Here is a 17,262-nt window from a genome sequence, read left to right on the forward strand (position 1 = left end):
CGCAATACCGGAGGCCCGTGATGACTGAATATGATCCCGAAAACGTCTTTGCCAAGATCTTACGTGGGGAAATCCCGTCGAACCGAGTTTATGAAGATGATGAAACAGTCGCCTTGATGGACATCATGCCGCGCACTGATGGGCATGTGTTGGTCATCCCAAAATCACCGTGCCGCAACATGCTGGACGCGTCGTCCGTAAAACTTGCGGCAGTGATAGCGACGGTTCAGAAAATAGCACAGGCCGTGAAGGAAGCGTTTGAAGCTGATGGTGTAACTGTTCAGCAGTTCAACGAAGCTGCGGGCGGGCAGGAGGTGTTTCATCTACATTTCCATGTCCTGCCCCGTTACGAAGGCGTATCGATGCGTCCACCGGGCAAGATGGGTGATTTTGATCTGATTGCCGAACACGCTGACAAAATCCGCGCAGCATTGGGTTGAATTCCAAGAAAGTTCCGCTGGCACGTGGGGTCGATAAGCTGCACGAAGGGCCGCAAAGGCAAGGGATTTACAAAATACCGAGGCCCTAAAACGAGAATTGCCGTTCCGATTATGGGGTCGGAACGGCAGACTCGTAACCAAACACTTCTCGGATTTCGCTGGGCAGCCCTGCGATCACCGGTTAACACACCACTCACTCATGAACGGTCATTACATACTACGTGGTCAAATGGCGTTTGTAAGGAGTGGATGTGAAGAATCCCTGAATTTGAGGCGAATTGGGGCGATTTGAAGGACAAGCCACTATAATTTTCGAAACAGAACGCATCGAAATTCAGCATTGTTGTTTGGGTAATGTTTCCGGATCGTTCCGAGTACGTGGAATCACCTAGTTGTCAAACGCCTTCGGACGCGAACACATCATCAAGGGTCTTTTTTAGTGCCACGTCGACGTCATCCATCGTTACGGGAAGCCCGAGGTCGACCAATGATGTCACACCGTGTTCCTGTATGCCGCAAGGTACAATCCCACCGAAATGAGACAGATCTGGTTCAACATTGATTGATATTCCGTGGAAACTAACCCACTTCCTCAGACGTATTCCGATGGCTGCAATTTTATCCTCGGCGGTCTGTCCCGCTATCGAAAGCGGCTTGTCCTGCCGCTGAACCCAGACGCCCACGCGGCCCTCCCGTATCTCACCGGTGACGTTGAATTCGGCCAGGGCTGCAATCACCCAGGCCTCAAGTTGCTGAACAAAGCGGCGAACATCACGGCCGCGTTTACCCACGTCCAGCATGACGTAAACGACGCGCTGACCGGGGCCGTGATAGGTGTACTGACCGCCGCGCTTGCTCTCATAGACCGGAAAGCGATCCGGATCGGTCAGATCTTCACGCTTGGCGGAAGTCCCCGCGGTATAGAGCGGTGGATGTTCCAACAGCCAGATGCATTCATCGGCTTCACCTGCCGCAATCGCGGCAACGCGCGCCTCCATAAAGGCAGTGGCTTCGTCGTAGTCGATCAGCCCATCGGTGGTTTTCCATTCCATGCTCGTTCCTTAGACCGTCTGCGGGGCAGGGGGAAGGGGTCAGGCGGCCTCGGCCAGACAACGCTGCAACACCTGCGCATAGGTGTCGGCGCCTTGCGCGCCAGTCAGCAGATATTTCCCGCCAAATACCATCGAAGGCACGCCCGAAATGCCTCGACTGGTCCAGAATTGTTGTTTCTCACGCACCGGCTGGGCGTGTGCACCCGACTCAAGCGCCGCGCGTGCCGCATTCGGGTCAAGCCCCGCCGTTTCGACCGCACCCAATAACACGTCGGCGTCAGAGACATCCTGCTGCATGGTGAAATAGGCGTCGAACAAGGCCAGTTTAAGCGGATGCTGACGTCCCTGCGTTTCCGCCCAATCAAGCAGTTGATGCGCGGCAAAGGTGTTCACAATTCTACTGTCATCGGTGAAATTGAAGGTAAATCCAAGTTCAGCCCCTAACGCGGTCAACCGCTCGCGCGCCTGCTGGCTTTGTTCGGGTGTCGAGCCATATTTTTCGGCAATATGCTCTCGCAGGTTCTGCCCCTCGGGCCCCATGTTGGGGTTCAGTTCAAACGGATGCCAGCGTAATCTGGCCAGCACATTCTCTTGCTTCAGCGCGGCATCGAGTTGACGAAAACCTACGATACACCACGGACAGACCACATCCGAGACGACATCAATCTGCACGGTAGGGCGGGAATCGGGCGAGGACATGGGCTGCTCCAGATTGCATTGTGTCGCGTTTAGATATTGCTAAAGCGCGCAAATTCAATCGGCTCTGTTTTTGCCTCTTCACATCGCGTGGCACAGCGTCTATACGCCCCTCTACCAAGTCATTGGCAGTGCGGTCGTGGCGGAATTGGTAGACGCGCAGCGTTGAGGTCGCTGTGGGGTAACACCCGTGGAAGTTCGAGTCTTCTCGACCGCACCAGTTAATTATTGAAATATTATGTAAAACAAAAACTTAACGATAATTTATATTAGCTGGACCACCCTCTAGACCACCTTATTTCTGACGCTCAGGTGCTGAATGGGTGCAAGCAGTATCTACTTTCGACAAATGTCCGCATGTTCCGCGTAGCAGCGGTTCAGTAAAATTTGTCGAGCTTCCGCTACGAGCCCTAAATACGAATAAGATGACGAGCGCCGCGGTCGTCGCTCAGGGCGGGTACCGGAAGTTCGTTGCTTTCGCAAAGGAACGACGAGCTGAGGAACAAGCAGACTTTGATCAACAGGCCTGTTTGGATCCTGCCAGCTCAGGTCTCGCAATAAGGTGCCGAGTATGTCGTCGACTGGCTGTTGGTTGCGGATAGGAAGATTTTGAAACCCGAAGAAAATGACACTAGCCGCACCTCGCAAACCTGGCATGGCATCGGGACAACATTTTTTGTCAAATGGCCGCCGAAGGTTCCGCTCCTTTGGATTAAATATTAACCTGCGAATATGAAAAACTTAATTTCCCGCGGCATATCGAAGGCTCTTGGCCGTGGCAAACAACAGCCACTTGAAAAGCTTGAGGCTATTAGGCCGGGAATTAAGAATATTCAAATGCCGCGGGAACAATCCGAAATCCTGTCGCGCTGTCTGTCGATTGATCTGGAGATCGATCCCAAGGAAGCCAAGTTATTTGCCTTTGCAGCCGTGCCGGAAGGCGATGGAGTGGGGATTATTCATCGGAAAGGTGACCCGAAGACCGCGCTTGAAAAGCTCGACTTGTTTTGCGCCGGTTTCGCACATGTCATTGGGCACAATATTCTGCGCCACGACCTGCCGCATCTCTTGGCGGTCTCACCGCGCTTCGCAAAGCTCGCGGACGGACCGATTGATACGCTTTGGCTCAACCCCTTGGCGTTCCCGCGCAATCCCTATCATCATTTGGTCAAACACTACCGCGATGGGCGGCTTCAAAGTGGTCACGTCAACGATCCCGAGCTCGACGCGCGTCTTGTATTCGAGGTTCTTCGTAACCAGATCGAAGCCTTCGTAACGCTGAACACGTTGTCGCCAGAAACGGTGATCGCCTATCACTGGCTGTGCTGCCGAGGTCCCAGTAGCGTCGGATTTGATCGGTTGTTCAGCGACGTGCGCGGGGCGTCCATCCCGACGGAAGAGGAGGCGCACGAGGCTATTCAGGCGCTGCTAAAATACGTGGCCTGCGGCAAGCAAGTGGACGCTCTGCTCGAGCGGCTCTCGGACACTGGGCTCGGTTGGCCTATGGCATATGCCCTTGCCTGGATTTCGGTCGCTGGTGGGGATTCTGTTATGCCGCCTTGGGTGCGGGCGCAATTCCGTGACGCAGCACGGCTCGTCAAAGACCTGAGAGATACGAATTGTCGTGATCCGCACTGTGCCTATTGCGCAGAGCACAATGATCCCACCCGAGCACTCGAACGTTGGTTCGGCTTCCCGAGTTTCCGCCCAGAACCAGCCGACGAGGACGGACGCCCGCTTCAAGAAAAGATCGTGGCGACAGCCATGGAAGGCGGCAACCTCTTGGGTATCCTTCCAACGGGCACGGGTAAGTCCATCTGCTATCAGATTCCCGCGCTGTCTCGGTTCGACAAGACCGGGGCCTTGACCGTCGTAATATCGCCGCTTGTGGCGCTGATGGCGGACCAAGTTCAGGGCCTGGTTCGGGCCGGAATCTCCTCGGCGGTGACTATTAACGGGCTATTGTCATTGCCCGAGCGTCAGGATGCGCTTGACAAGGTGCGGCTCGGGGATGCTGCGATCCTTTTGATTTCGCCCGAACAACTGCGCAGCACAACAGTTCGGTCCGCTCTGGCACAGCGCGAGGTGGGGCTGTGGGTGCTGGACGAGGCGCACTGCGTGTCTAAATGGGGACACGATTTCCGACCCGACTATCGCTACGTTTCGCGGTTTATCAAGGAAAGCTCAGGCGAAGAACCGGCTCCGGTGCTTTGTTTGACCGCGACAGCGAAGCCAGACGTCGTGCAGGACATCCGCAGTCATTTCAAAGAGCGGTTGGGGTCCGAGCTGGTGTTGATCGACGGAGGCGCATCACGGTCGAACCTGAGCTTCCAGGTGCTGCCGACGCAGCGGGCAACCAAGATGACCGACATCCTCGACACGATCGAGGCTAAGCTTCCGCGTGAGGGCGTGTCGGGAGCGGTCGTCTATTGTGCGACCCAAAACGCTACCGAGCGCGTGGCGGAGTTCTTAAAACAACAGGGCATCGCCGCTGAAAGGTATCACGCAGGCCTCAGCCCCGATGAAAAGCGTGAGATCCAGGAGGACTTCCGCGTCGGCAATCTCCGCGTGATCGCAGCCACCAACGCCTTTGGGATGGGGGTCGACAAGCCGGACATCCGTCTGGTGGTTCACGGGGACGTGCCTGGGTCGTTGGAAAACTACCTGCAAGAGGCGGGTCGCGCCGGGCGGGACCGCGAGCCTGCAAACTGCATCCTATTGTTCAATACCGAAGACGTTGATCGTCAGTTCAGCCTCAGCGCGCGTTCTCGACTCGCGCGGCACGAAATCGGCGCGATCCTGAAGGCGCTTCGACGACTTGACGCTCGGACTGGAAAAGGCGGCGAAATTGTCGCCACACCCGGTGAGATCGTTCATGAGGAGAAAGAGCGAGACTTCCAGCGGGACAGCAACACCGACGATACGCGGGTGAAGACGGCCGTCGCCTGGTTGGAAGAAGCACACCTTCTGAACCGCGAAGAAAACCGGGTGCAGGTGTTTCCTGCCTCGCTCCGAATAAGGAGCATGCGGGAGGTCCGTGAAATCCTGGCATCCGCCGAGATTACCGAGCGGCGGCGCAAGGATCTGGCCGTAATCGTGCAGCATATCATCAACGCGCCGCAGGAAGAGGGCATCACCACGGACGAGCTCTGCGGCGTCAGCGGGCTTACGATGTCGAGCCTGCGTAAAGCCTTGGCGGATCTCGAGGCCCTGGGGATCGCAAAGGACGACACAAACATCACCATCTTCGTGCATGTAGGCGTCGAGAATGCCTCGTCGAAGCGCTTCGAAGCGGCATCCCGGTTGGAAGCTGACCTGATTGCAGTCCTTAGGGAGCAAGCGCCTGACGCGGAGATCAATGAGGCTGTGCCCTGCCATCTGGCCTCAGTGGCGCAGGCCTTGCGGGAGCGGGGATACGCCTCCGTACGGCCCGATATTGTCGAGGGTTTGCTCCGTGGGATGGCGCAGGATGGCCGCGACATGGACGGCGGAAAAGGCAACATTGGCCTGCGCAAGGTGTCCAAAGGCAGTGTCATGGTGCGAATCCAAAGATCATGGGGGGTAATCGAACAGACCGCTCAACTTCGCAGGCAGGCCGCAGAGCGTTTGGTTTCACACTTGATAAACAAGGTTCAGGCAGGTCTGCGTCGGAAAGACGTTCCTGTCGAGACCACGCTTGGCGACCTTCTTGCAGCGATCAACAGCGATGCGCTGTTGCGAGCATCTGTCAATGATCCAGCAAAACTTATGGACCGGGCGCTTCTTTGGCTGCACGAACAGCAGGTGGTGACTCTGGGCAAGGGATTGTCCGTGTTCCGATCCGCCATGACGTTGCACATCAATCCGAAAGGCGGCGCTTTTACCACCCAACATTTCGCGCCGCTCGAAGACCATTACACCGAACAGACAGTCCAGACCCACGTGATGGCGGCTTACGCGAGCAAGGGCATCGACGATATCGATCAGGCCCAGCAGCTCGCGCATGACTATTTCGAAATGGAGCAGTCCGACTTCATGAAAGCTTGGATGCCGGGGAAGATTTCAGAGTTCCGACGGCAGGCAACGCCTCAGTCTTACGCCGAGATCGTCGACAATCTGGGGAATGCGACACAAGAGCAGATCGTGCGTGACGACCGCGAACAGACCAATGTCCTTGTGCTCGCAGGGCCGGGATCGGGCAAGACACGCGTGTTGGTCCATCGCATCGCCTATCTGGTTAGGATCAAGCGCGAAGATCCAAACGGTATACTGGTGCTTGCCTACAATCGTCACGCGGCCGCCGAGATTCGGGAACGCTTGCGTATGCTGATTGGCGAAGATGCTCGCTTCGTCACGGTCTTAACCATCCATGCCTTAGCCATGCGGTTGGTTGGCGCGAGTTTCGCCGGACGGGTAGCGGCCGACGAACCTGATTTCGAGACGCTTCTGATTGATGCGGCACGTCTCTTGCGTGGCAACGGGTTGGACAAAATCGAGGCCGAAGCCTTGCGAGAGACTTTGATCCAGGGGTTCCGCTGGATTCTCGTAGACGAATATCAGGACGTGGGGCCAGAGGAATACGCCTTGATCGCAGCGGTGGCCGGTCGCAGTATCGACGACCCCGATCAACGGATTAGCCTGTTCGCGGTCGGCGATGACGACCAAAATATCTACGCGTTTGCCGGCGCATCGGTGCGCCACATCCGGCAATTCGAACAGGATTATTCAGCCAAGCCGGTCTTTCTGACTGACAATTACCGCTCGTCGAAAAACGTCATCAGCGCAGCGAACGCCGTGATCGAAGGATCTCGGGAACGTATGAAAACAGGGCATGGGATTACCGTCGACAAATCGCGGCAAAAGGACCCCGCAGGGGGTATTATGGAAAGCCTCGATCCGGTTGCACAGGGACGGGTCCAAATCCTCGGCTGCCCGGCCGGAAATGACGCTCAGGCCCTTGCGGCTGTCAACGAGATGATCCGCCTGTCAAAACTGATCCCGGATTGGAGCTGGAAGGGCGCGGCAATCATTTCTCGTGATTGGCGCAAGCTTCTGCCGGTCCGTGATTTTGCCGAGGCGCATGGAATTCCAGTCGAAATGGCGAACGAAAACTTACCAAGTGTTTGGCGCACCCGTGAGATGCGGAGGTTCATCGACGGCCTACGCGAGAGGCACGCAGCCTTGGTCAGCTTGAGCGACCTTACCGAAACCCTGAACACAATACCCTCAAGCCGTTGGACTGACCGGATCGGCGAGGGACTTGGCCAACTTGCGCGTGAAGTTGATGGCAAAGCGCTCCCGAGCCCTGACGTGATGGAATGGTTTGCTGAATGGTCGAAAGACTCATGGGGCGAGCAGCGTGGCCTCAAGTTGTTGACGGCGCATCGCGCGAAAGGCCTCGAATTCGACGATGTCGTGATCCTGGATGGTGGTTGGGAACGGCCCTCGCGAAACGAAGATCAGGACGCGCCGAGGCGTTTGTTCTATGTCGCCATGACACGTGCGCGGCGCAATTTGATCGTCATGAGTAACGACAATCACGAATATCTTCCCACCGAGTCACCCTCCGTTGTCACTCGGCACGTGGTGCCCAACTTGGCGACAGCCCCCGGCCCACGACGGTTCTTTCAGTCGCCCGAAATGAAGATGGTCGACTTGTCATTTGCAGGCCGCCAAGGTGATCGGCACATCGTTCACCAGGCGATCGCTGAAGCGCAGGTCGGCGCGCCAGTCAGGCTCTCCTGTGTCGGAGATCGCTGGCAGATCGAGGATCTTCAAGGGCGGGCCCTCGGGCGAATGGCAAAAGCATTCGCTCCCCCGATGGGCACGAAATTTGTCACAGGCGAGATCGCGGCCATCATAAATTGGCGTAAGGAGGATGCTGATGAGCGTTTTCATCACCTGATGAAACGCGCCAATTGGGAAGTCGTGGTGCCTGAACTGATATTCGAAGAGGTCAAAGGGGCTGAATCGGTCTTCGGAGAGCATCAGGACGGCAAGTAAAGTCGGTCAAGCCGTCGATCGCTGCGCTTGCATTGAAGGACTGCTCGGAGCCGTTATCACACATCCCAACAAACTGACTTATCGGCAGCTTTGTCCGCAGAGCGGTCTTTCGAACAAAGCGCAGCAAATGGCCGCTCAGAGCCCAAAGTGACTGATTCTGCGTTCGGCACAAATGTCAGTACTGCGAAGGAAACGGACACTTGCGGCGATTTCAATGCCAACCTTAGCGTCAGTCGGGAGCAGACACTGAAAATTTTGAGCAACGACCTTTCACTCACACCCAAAGGTAATTGGAGTCAGCTAACAAGTATGGGTTGTGCCGGCTGATCAGAATGTCCCGGCCTGCACCACTCCGTGCCCCAAACGACCGCTGTGAGACAAGTGGCCTGATTTTCGTGCGGCGGCTTTGGCGTTATTGATATCAAGCGGCTGCGGACTCGCGCGCCAATGTGCAGCAATCAACCCGCCCAGCAAACCGCAACTTGCGGAACTACCGGTGTTAAGCACATGCGCGTCTTGATTTTCGCGGAAGTAGCTTGGTGCAGTGAAGTCCGGCACTGGATTGGTTCCAGGGGCATCGGAAGGACCCTGTGAAGAGCTGCCAATCCATTGGCCCGTTGCATCTACAGCCCCAACGGTCATCACATTAGGCAGCGCATTTGGAAACCAAATGCTCTTGCTCGGACCCCGATCATAAGGTCCGGCTTCGGGGTCAAAATGGAACAAGCCTGTATTCCCTGCAGCAAAGACGGTGGCGACTTGGTTAGAAGACGCCATGAAGTTAACGAGCAGGTTGAGCCAGTTGTTGGGCTGACGGCTAACAGGTTGCTCGCTCGTCTCGCGAAGACGGTTCTTGATTCCCCACGCATTGGCCACAACAACCCGATCCCCAAAATTTTTTGTCAAGATTTGAACGATCTGGTCCAAGACCGCGCGCAGCTGAAAGTACAGAGCGACCGATGTCCAACCCACATCCCCCACCCGATTTGGCACCACTGGAACGTCATAGAAGATGATGGGCTTCTCAGCCGGCCCTAGATTAATATTCGTCCCTGAAACGGACAGAATATTCTTTAGGATCATGTGCGCATGCCATTGAGGTCGCGACTGATGGCGATCCCTCTGCTCCGTCGGCAAACTGCCTTCTGGCGGCAGCGGAAAAAGTTCGAACTCTGGCAAATTGGGCCACTTTACTTCCACCGAGTCCCAAATAACGCCGCCATAGCTGCCCGATCCGGCTAGTGTTTCAACATAGTTTGGATCCATGCCTTGATCGATGACAAAAACATGAACTCGGTTTAATCGGTCCGGTAGGCTTGATACACCTATGGCCTGCAGGGCTTCGGCACGCCGCAAGAAGTTGCTGCCGCCATGAACACCCGGTAGGCGGTGCTGCTGAGCCCGTGCACCATCCGAAAAGAAGGAAATTGGAATATTCGTGCACTCGGCAATCGGTAACTCATCTGTTTCGCCACCGGCAACCGAAGGTTTGAGTTTCAGTTCTTTCCTTAATGCAAGGATCGCACCTTTAAGCGGGAAATCAGATGAAGTGAACCCTTTTCCATTAGCCCATGAATGCAGCCGGTTCGGTTGAACAAGGGTGATCTTCTCGATCTCCCCCTTCTCAACTAGGGCCTCAGTCGTTTGGTATTTATCGAAAAAGTCGTTTCTCTTAATCGAAGCCTCTCTGTTATCCATTCCAGGTTCGATACCGATGAGATGATTGGCTGAACCAACCCAAAGCGCATCGACAAATTCTTCGGCTCTTTCTAAGTCCTGCCGGCGCACAAACTCCTCGATATCCTTAACGCTGTCGGCAAATAAGAAGTGATTCGGCTTGTCCATCAATTCACTACCTCAGGGTTGGGCTCGCGCTGGGCAATAGATTTTGAAATCAACTGTAATCTATCCTACACTACCAAATAGTTTTGTGTATTTTTTTTGTCCAAAGCGCGAGCCGGGGTTTAGTGTTTCAGATGGGTGTCAAAGATCCGCTGCCACTGATTGATGACACCCTTTCGGGAGTGACACAGCACCGCTGTGCAGTTGCTTTTCTGGATGTGGTCGGTTTTTCCAGCCAGATGGGCGTGGACGAGCAGGCGACCTATGCGCGCTGGAAACGTGTGTCGCATCGCGTGCTGCGCCCACTTCTGCAGACCCATGCAGGCCGGTTCGTGAAATCGACGGGCGACGGGTTACTAGCCACCTTTGAATCTCCGTCTGATGCCGTCGCTTGGGCCCGCGCGGTTCAACGTGAAGCCCGTATTCGTGGCGAAGGGCTGCGCCTCAGAATCGGTCTGCATCTGGGCGAGGTGATTGAAGATACTGATCACGACGTTTTCGGCGAAACTGTTAACATCGCGGCTCGGCTAGAGACCCGTGCTCTGCCCGGCAGCATCCTGCTCAGCCGTGCAATTTTGGATGCACTACCGTCGGCGCAGGACCTATTCCTAACACCAACAGGCCCGCTTCGGCTGAAGAACATCCGTGCAGATATCGAGGCGTTCCATCTGGCCACGGACGCGCGAGATCTACGGTCTCTTAAGCCGTTCAACGCCGCCTCTCGCCTGCCATCGATTGCCGTTCTGCCGTTCGTTGCCGACCCCGACAGCCAAATCTTTGCCGCGGGGCTGCTGGACGATCTCATTTCCTCGCTCAGCGGCGTGCAGGAGCTGAATGTTATCGCTCGCTCTTCGGTCAAGGCCTTGGGCGCTGCCAGCGCACTTGATCCGCGGACAGTGGGCGAGACGCTGGGGGTCGACTACCTGGTGACTGGTGCCCTGCAACACTGCAACAATCGCCTGCGCGCGCGGATCGAGATCATCGATGCCCAGACATCGGACATAATCGCAAGCCATCGGCTGGATTTTGCAGAGGATGACATCTTCGACATGCAGGATCGGTTCCTGCAAGAAATCGTTGCGCTGGTCGCACCGGAAGTGAAAAGGGCGACTCTGGCACGTGCGCGTCGCAAACCGCCGGGCAACCATTCCGCCTATGAAGCCACCCTGCGTGCGCTCGACAAGGTGGCTAGCCTCGATCGGAAGGATTTCGAAGCAGCCCGCGTTTATCTCGAGGCCGCAATTGAGGCTGATCCTGAGTTTCCGACGCCGCTGGCTTGGTTGGCGCGCTGGTTTACGTTGCGGGTGGGTCAGGGCTGGTCGGAAGATCCGGGCGCCGATAGCGCCGCGGCGCTGCATTCCGCCAAGCAGGCGATCCGGCTTGACCGACGCAACGCGCTGGCGCTGGCCACATTTGGGCATGTCACCGCCTACACAACGCGCGATTATGATACCGCGATCAACTATCTGGACCGCGCAGTCGCAGCGGGACCAAACAATGCAATCGCACGCACCCTGCGCAGTGTCACCCTCAGCTTCATGGGCCGTGCCGACGAAGCACGCTTCGAGGCTGAGGCCGCATTACAGCTTTCACCCTTCGACGATCAGTTGTTCCAGTTCTTCGCGTTCCTGTCGCTAGCCTGCTATTGTGGCGATGCCTTTGAAGACGCAGCCCGATGGGCTGAGCGCAGTCTGGCTGAGAACCCCAATTACACAAACGCTCAGAAGCTGCTGATTGTCTCGCGCGCCGCGCTAGGTGAAATCGCTGCTGCCCGTTCTGCAGCGAAAGTTCTGCTGGCGGCCGAACCGCGGTTTACAACCGCTGCCTATTCCTACGGCCGCCCGCCCTTTGCAGAACCACAGCGGACACAGAAACTGATTAGGCATTTCACCCTGGCTGGCATTCCTGAAGGACCAGCTGAAAGCAACGCATAGCTCAAAGGATAATCTTATGGCCACAGCAGATGGATTTGACGCGCTGGATGCATTGGATGCACTCGATGCTCTAGATGCGCTTGACGCGCTGGGATCACATCGGGGCGGAGCCACGGGCGGTGGTGGCCGCCCCTTTGGTGTGTCGCCCTATACTGAACCAAGCCCCGAGTCGTCGGGCTTGGACAAACATCAGCAGTGGTGGCATGGTGATCTCTGGCCTGCGGCCAACCCCGAAGCGTGGCGCGATCCTGGCTCTGCTAACGAACGCTATGCCCAACTGCATGAGGTCTACGAATTCGCATACGGTCGCGGCTTTCCCGACAGTCACTGGTCGATCGAGCCATTCGCGGATGCGATGCTGGCGAAGTTTGTGGCTGAAAGGACCGGAACAGGCGCCGCTGATCCAACCAAGCCAAATGACAGTTGGCGGAACTGGCCAAGACCCACCGTGGCAATAAACGCTGGCACCGACGAAACAACCTTTTTAGAGCAAGTTCACGACTTTACGAGTGTTGGCGAACTTGAAATTGTTACTCATCCAGCGATACCCGCCACAACACGCGCAACTAAAAATCCCTTTGGATTGAAGTATGAGCTGATCGAGTTGGTCTCGCTCATGGAGTATCGGGGCGCTGCGATGCGTGAGGCGCTGGCGCAACGCAAAGGTATTGGCAGCTATTTCCGGGCGATTGTGCCGTTCAATCGGGTAACCCACCCCAACACTACTTTGGCACTGGCCTGCGCAATGCGTGTGGGTCAATTCCTTGCCATGCACTACAAATACGAACTCAAACGCCCCCGTCCTTCGCAACTTGCTCCGCATCTGGTGCCGCCGGTCCCCAACCCTGGGCACGCGGCTTTCCCCAGTGCGCACGCGACCGAGGCGTACATGGTGGCCCGCACGCTCGAGGCAATCCCTTTCGTCAAAGGGATGATCGCGGATCACAAAACGAAGGACAATTCCGCCCTGAAACGGAATCCCTTGCAGGACATGGCCCGCCGAATTGCGCGCAACCGCGAGGTACTTGGTCTGCACTACCCTTCAGACAGCGAAGCAGGTCGGCGTCTAGCCGACTTTGGCCTCTGGCACCTTTTGAACGTACAGGATTTCAAAGATTTGATGGACGCAGCGATTGACGAGTGGCCTAAGTAGCTTGGTCTTAGCTTTACAAGAGGTCCTAAAGGGTCATGTCCGAAGAACTTGGGTCGAGGCGGGCATGGGGCCTTCGAAGCTTCTTTTCATGAAAATACAATGTCCCTTCACGTGTTTCAAAATCAGCACTGGAGACATCTGTCTAGCGATGATGCTGTATACTCGGTTTCTGCTCTCGCTTCGGAATGTCGAAGAGCTTCTAAACCTGCGAGGTATCGACGTCAGCCACGAAACTGTCCGGTATTGGCGGAATAGCTTCAGGAAACACTTTGATCTGCGTCCTGAACGGCTGATCGCCCACATGGTGTATCGGTCGGGACCATTGCTCGGCTGGCTGGTCGACGAAAAGATCGCCCCATACATCCTGGTGATCGACAAGGCCAGCCGAACGGATGGTACCTGGTCCCGCGTTGATTTCAAATGGGACGCCGCGGTAGCTTTAACTGGCCGGGCTGCTGTTTAGCTCAACGGCATCGGATGGCAGCTTTCGGGCTGGTCGCGACAGGTGAGTTCATGTTGCGACTGCGAGGCCTCCAACAATAGACGTGGTCCGCTTTGGGCTCACAGCGGTGATACGCAAGGATATTCCAGATGACGGATTCGTCCGCGACTCGGACATTGCCCGGGTCTTATTCAACTTCCACTATTTGGTGCAAGCTGTCGCTGAGGTCGGAGATAATTATTAGGTCCAGATGCTGGGTTGAGGCAAGCCAGAGTAGTGAATTTGTTGTCCAGTGTTCGTAATCTGTCCACAGGGACAGCAACGGCGCAAGAAAATCAAAAGTTTCAAGTTGGAAAACTATCGAATTGTCATCAAATCCTTATTTACCAATTCTTCGTCAACGTGGGGTCGAAAAAATTGCAACAGTTGCAACTCAATCCTGCAACTTCGCCGACACGAACCCAAACAACATGAAGGCTGGCCAGAACAGAACAACGGTCGCCTTAGCGAATAGCAGAGCCGGGTCACCGGAGCGTTCTTGCTCCGATGCCTCATTATGCCATTCCAGTGCCGCTTGATCTTCCGGGATGCGGCTGGGTAGTACGACCCGCCGCCAAATTCGAGCACCAAACAACAAGTACGCTAGCGCGACGATCACCTCAGTCATGTCCTTAGCCTTTCTGTTCGCGCTGGGCGATGAACTCAGCTTTCTGGCGTTGGCGCACTAGTTTCTCGCGCTGAGACCACTCATCCATTTCGGTCCTTGATACCCGAATTCGGCCTTTGACTTCGACACGCTTGGCCGAGAGCCGGATTTTTTCATCAACGTTCTGGCTGTCGGCGATCAGGGCGTTAAGACCCATTTGACGGAGTTCCAGTTCCCCGATGCCGTCGCTCAACTCAACTTTTTTCCGCCTGATTTTCATGCCCTCAGCAGACTGTTCAAAAAGTATGCCCGCCAATAGCGCGTATTGGCCTTCTGGGGTGTCAGTGGGCGATTGTGCCAGCGTTTGCATTTGATCGTCGTTGGAAGTTTCTTCGGTCATGGTGTTTTCCATTTTGTCAGAGGTGGAACCGTCAGCCAAAGGCTTCCGGGGTAGTTCGCGTTTGCTCCTGCCGGTGGTCTTTTGAGGATTAGGTTTGGTTTTCCCGGCCTCTGACAGCGTACCGCTCCTTACCGGGGTATATGGCTAATATAAGGGTGCCAGAGTTTGCAGCGGGAAAAGCCAATAAAAGCCGGTTTTCTGCGTCAGACTTTGCTGCATAGAATTGAGAATTTGATTGTGCCTGCATCAGATTTTGCAGCAGGGTTGCGTCAAAGTCTGCTGCGGGGTTTTTCATTTCAACGCCTCCCGAAAAGATACGATGTTACCTAGCTTCGAAGAACCAAATCTGCTCGCATCGCCTCGCGCGTGACCCGGCCTGCAGCTTTTTGCGTATATCTTCACCTCATAATCGTGACCTGCGTTCCAATGCAGAGGTTCGCTTGTGGCCGAACGGTTTGTGGTTGGGCGCATGGTAAGCCGCCATTCCGGGGCTAGTGCTTTGCCCTTATGAGTGCGTCAACGAAATTAGCTGCCGCTCTTGTGAAGGCTGATTAGCCGCGAATTTTGAGATAAACGTGCAATAGGGGCTTAAGAACTGTGACGACCATACAAACAGAGTTGGGCGTCAAAACTTGAGTGAATTAATTCAAATAGAGTGCGCCCAATCGATGAAGCAACTGAATATGTTGACAGTCCGGCGGTCATTGGCTTTTTTGTTTCCGGTTTACATCAATTAGAACAACTAAAACGAACAAAACACGAGAATTTCTCGGTGCTTGGACAGCTCATCCCTTATGATGTTCATAGGAATATCGCGGCCTGCAAGTAGTAGGCCTATTTGCCGAAAGTTGTAAATCTACTGCATCTTCGGAAGTGTATTTGGTAACGAGTGTGCTGTTTCGATCGTATGATCGGGACAGCATTTTCTTTTTGGAGTTGCTTTGGCAATACACAGACTCCTTCATTTTACCACTGACGATCTCGAGTTTGCCACGAGGTCTTGTGATCATAGAGATAACTTCACCACCGAAAATCCGCTACTGAATCACGGGATTGCTTCAAAAATCCAAAGTGATGTGCCATCGAAATTGCTCGGCAGGAATCCGTTATCGTTGCTCCGGTTGCGTGGCGCAGGGTAGTGAGGTGTGCTCTTCTCCGGTGGAACCTACTTCGTGTCCGCTTATCGCAGGCAATTTAATGAAAAACTCTGTGCCTTCACCAAGTTTGCTTCTGTAGTCTATTGTTCCGCCAAAATGCTCAACAATTTCCTTTGAAATGTGCATCCCGAGCCCTGTACCGCCTGCGTGACGTTCATCGGAGGAGTCTATCTGGGAAAATCGATCGAAAACTTTGTCATGGCACCCCTCAGGTATCCCGATGCCATGGTCTTTGACGAAGAGGCGAATATTCCCGCCCACTTTCTCGCATCCGACGGTTATCTCGCCTCCATCAAGGGAGAATTTAGCTGCGTTGGAGATAATGTTGGCCAACACCTGAAGCAGGCGGGAGGGATCACCTTTAACGTACAGATCATTGTTTCCCCTTAAGTCTTCTACAATTTCTACGTTGTGAGCACTGGTGTATCCCATGTTACAGGCAATCGCTTCCTGAATCAGCGCATGTACATCAACAGTTCCTTCACGGTAATTCATCTCGCCCGCTTCCATTTTTTGAATGTCCAACACATCATTGATTAGGGATGCGAGCCGTTCGCAATTTTTACCTGCTAAATGAATGAGGCTTTGCATTGATTCTGGAGCTTCACCCAATGTGCCTGTGTTGATTAGGTCAAGTGATCCCTTGATCGAAGTGAGAGGCGTACGCAGTTCATGGCTAACTGTCGATATGAACTGAGTTTTCGCAATGTAGGCCGCTTTTGTTCTTTCGTGCTCTGCTTTGAGCTTTTCGAGTTGTTCCAAATTCCTGCGGTAGAGCTTCAGAAACACCATCGAACAGTCAATCAGAAAGTACATTACAAAGATAACGGTGAAGAAGTGCAGCCAGAGTTCAGATGAAAGCTCGGGGCGTTCGATCCAGATATCCTTGACGACAATCAACATGAACGATACGCCGTACATGGTCAGACGGATAATCATTGCCCACAGAAACTGATGGTTGTTCATTGCTGCAAACAACGCCGCAGCAAACAAGAAGAACATTGGAGTAAAGTGGCCACCGGCGGGCTGTGCGAAAGCAACTGAAACAGCATACAGGCAGATTGCGGCCGCGCTGAGGATCGTGTTCAACAGAATCCAAACAACCATCATACTAATTGCTTTGTGCTGATCTGGCTTCAAGCGTGGTACGCGTTTGGCCAGCAATAAATCTTGCGCTTCGCAAATGAGGATTGTCCCATAGAACAGCATGGCGTTAATGGGATCGAAGAAGAACCCAGTCAAAATGGTCGTGGCCAGATAAATAGCCTGCCGCTGCCACAGAAGCGCAAAGCTCATGGCAGTATAATCTATGATGTTTTGCAGAAGCCGGTTTTCCGTTTCACCGGCGTCCCGGTCCGGCAGATTGGCGTCGATGGCTGTCATCCAGATGTCTTCGTTTTTCGCGCTTGGAAAATACCATTACCGGCACAATGAGGACTTAGTTGGTCTGAATTGGGTTCACAGTTTGGCGCTAATCCCTTGAAGGCCACTGGGATTGTTGGCTTTTCACGCAAGATT

11 protein-coding genes, 1 tRNA gene and 1 pseudogene are annotated in these 17,262 nt (G+C 54.7%); 6 read left to right on the forward strand and 7 right to left on the reverse strand.

Annotated features, from left to right (window positions below):
• Positions 1–20 precede the first annotated feature (20 nt).
• Complete coding sequence (locus ACR0JR_RS00685; RefSeq protein ID WP_480454647.1) at positions 21–440, forward strand: HIT family protein; 420 nt, start codon at positions 21–23, stop codon at positions 438–440.
• Positions 441–835: 395 nt separating this feature from the next.
• Here the strand turns inward: ACR0JR_RS00685 and lipB are convergent, their stop codons facing one another.
• Together lipB and ACR0JR_RS00695 are read right to left on the reverse strand one after the other, a co-directional pair.
• Complete coding sequence (gene lipB, locus ACR0JR_RS00690; protein ID WP_480454648.1) at positions 836–1,492, reverse strand: lipoyl(octanoyl) transferase LipB; 657 nt, start codon at positions 1,490–1,492, stop codon at positions 836–838.
• A gap of 39 nt (positions 1,493–1,531) precedes the next feature.
• Positions 1,532–2,191: a DsbA family oxidoreductase gene (locus ACR0JR_RS00695; RefSeq protein WP_480454649.1), complete on the reverse strand. Its 660-nt coding sequence runs from the start codon at positions 2,189–2,191 to the stop codon at positions 1,532–1,534.
• A 130-nt stretch (positions 2,192–2,321) separates the two neighbouring features.
• On the opposite strand from ACR0JR_RS00695, the gene ACR0JR_RS00700 reads away from it, so the two are divergent.
• Positions 2,322–2,408, forward strand: a tRNA-Leu gene (locus ACR0JR_RS00700).
• A 617-nt stretch (positions 2,409–3,025) separates the two neighbouring features.
• The gene (locus ACR0JR_RS00705) at positions 3,026–8,170 is read left to right on the forward strand and encodes a RecQ family ATP-dependent DNA helicase (protein WP_480454650.1); all 5,145 of its coding nucleotides are present in this window, start codon (positions 3,026–3,028) and stop codon (positions 8,168–8,170) included.
• A 327-nt stretch (positions 8,171–8,497) separates the two neighbouring features.
• Here the strand turns inward: ACR0JR_RS00705 and ACR0JR_RS00710 are convergent, their stop codons facing one another.
• Entirely contained in the window at positions 8,498–10,015 is a 1,518-nt protein-coding gene (locus ACR0JR_RS00710) for a S8/S53 family peptidase (protein ID WP_480454651.1), read from the reverse strand.
• A gap of 131 nt (positions 10,016–10,146) precedes the next feature.
• Here ACR0JR_RS00710 and ACR0JR_RS00715 point away from each other — a divergent pair, with 131 nt between their 5' ends.
• The 3 genes and pseudogenes from ACR0JR_RS00715 to ACR0JR_RS00725 form a co-directional block, all read left to right on the forward strand.
• Complete coding sequence (locus tag ACR0JR_RS00715; RefSeq protein ID WP_480454652.1) at positions 10,147–11,946, forward strand: adenylate/guanylate cyclase domain-containing protein; 1,800 nt, start codon at positions 10,147–10,149, stop codon at positions 11,944–11,946.
• A gap of 16 nt (positions 11,947–11,962) precedes the next feature.
• The gene (locus ACR0JR_RS00720; RefSeq protein ID WP_480454653.1) at positions 11,963–13,099 is read left to right on the forward strand and encodes a phosphatase PAP2 family protein; all 1,137 of its coding nucleotides are present in this window, start codon (positions 11,963–11,965) and stop codon (positions 13,097–13,099) included.
• Positions 13,100–13,364: 265 nt separating this feature from the next.
• A pseudogene (locus ACR0JR_RS00725) lies at positions 13,365–13,529 on the forward strand (IS5/IS1182 family transposase); the annotation flags it as partial.
• Positions 13,530–13,974: 445 nt separating this feature from the next.
• On the opposite strand, the gene ACR0JR_RS00730 reads toward ACR0JR_RS00725, so the two are convergent.
• The 4 genes from ACR0JR_RS00730 to ACR0JR_RS00745 all read right to left on the reverse strand — a co-directional run bounded on the left by ACR0JR_RS00730 (position 13,975) and on the right by ACR0JR_RS00745 (position 17,127).
• Positions 13,975–14,208 carry a hypothetical protein gene (locus ACR0JR_RS00730; RefSeq protein ID WP_480454654.1) on the reverse strand — a complete coding sequence of 78 codons (234 nt, stop codon included), beginning with the start codon at positions 14,206–14,208 and terminating at the stop codon, positions 13,975–13,977.
• A 4-nt stretch (positions 14,209–14,212) separates the two neighbouring features.
• Positions 14,213–14,587: a hypothetical protein gene (locus ACR0JR_RS00735; protein ID WP_480454655.1), complete on the reverse strand. Its 375-nt coding sequence runs from the start codon at positions 14,585–14,587 to the stop codon at positions 14,213–14,215.
• An 88-nt stretch (positions 14,588–14,675) separates the two neighbouring features.
• A complete protein-coding gene (locus ACR0JR_RS00740; protein WP_480454656.1) occupies positions 14,676–14,882 on the reverse strand; it encodes a hypothetical protein in 207 nt (68 codons plus the stop codon).
• An 811-nt stretch (positions 14,883–15,693) separates the two neighbouring features.
• Positions 15,694–17,127 (reverse strand): sensor histidine kinase, encoded by a 1,434-nt coding sequence (locus ACR0JR_RS00745; RefSeq protein ID WP_480454657.1) that lies wholly within the window; start codon positions 17,125–17,127, stop codon positions 15,694–15,696.
• Positions 17,128–17,262: the final 135 nt, after the last annotated feature.

The sequence above is a fragment of the Ruegeria sp. AA3 genome (genome assembly GCF_056542905.1).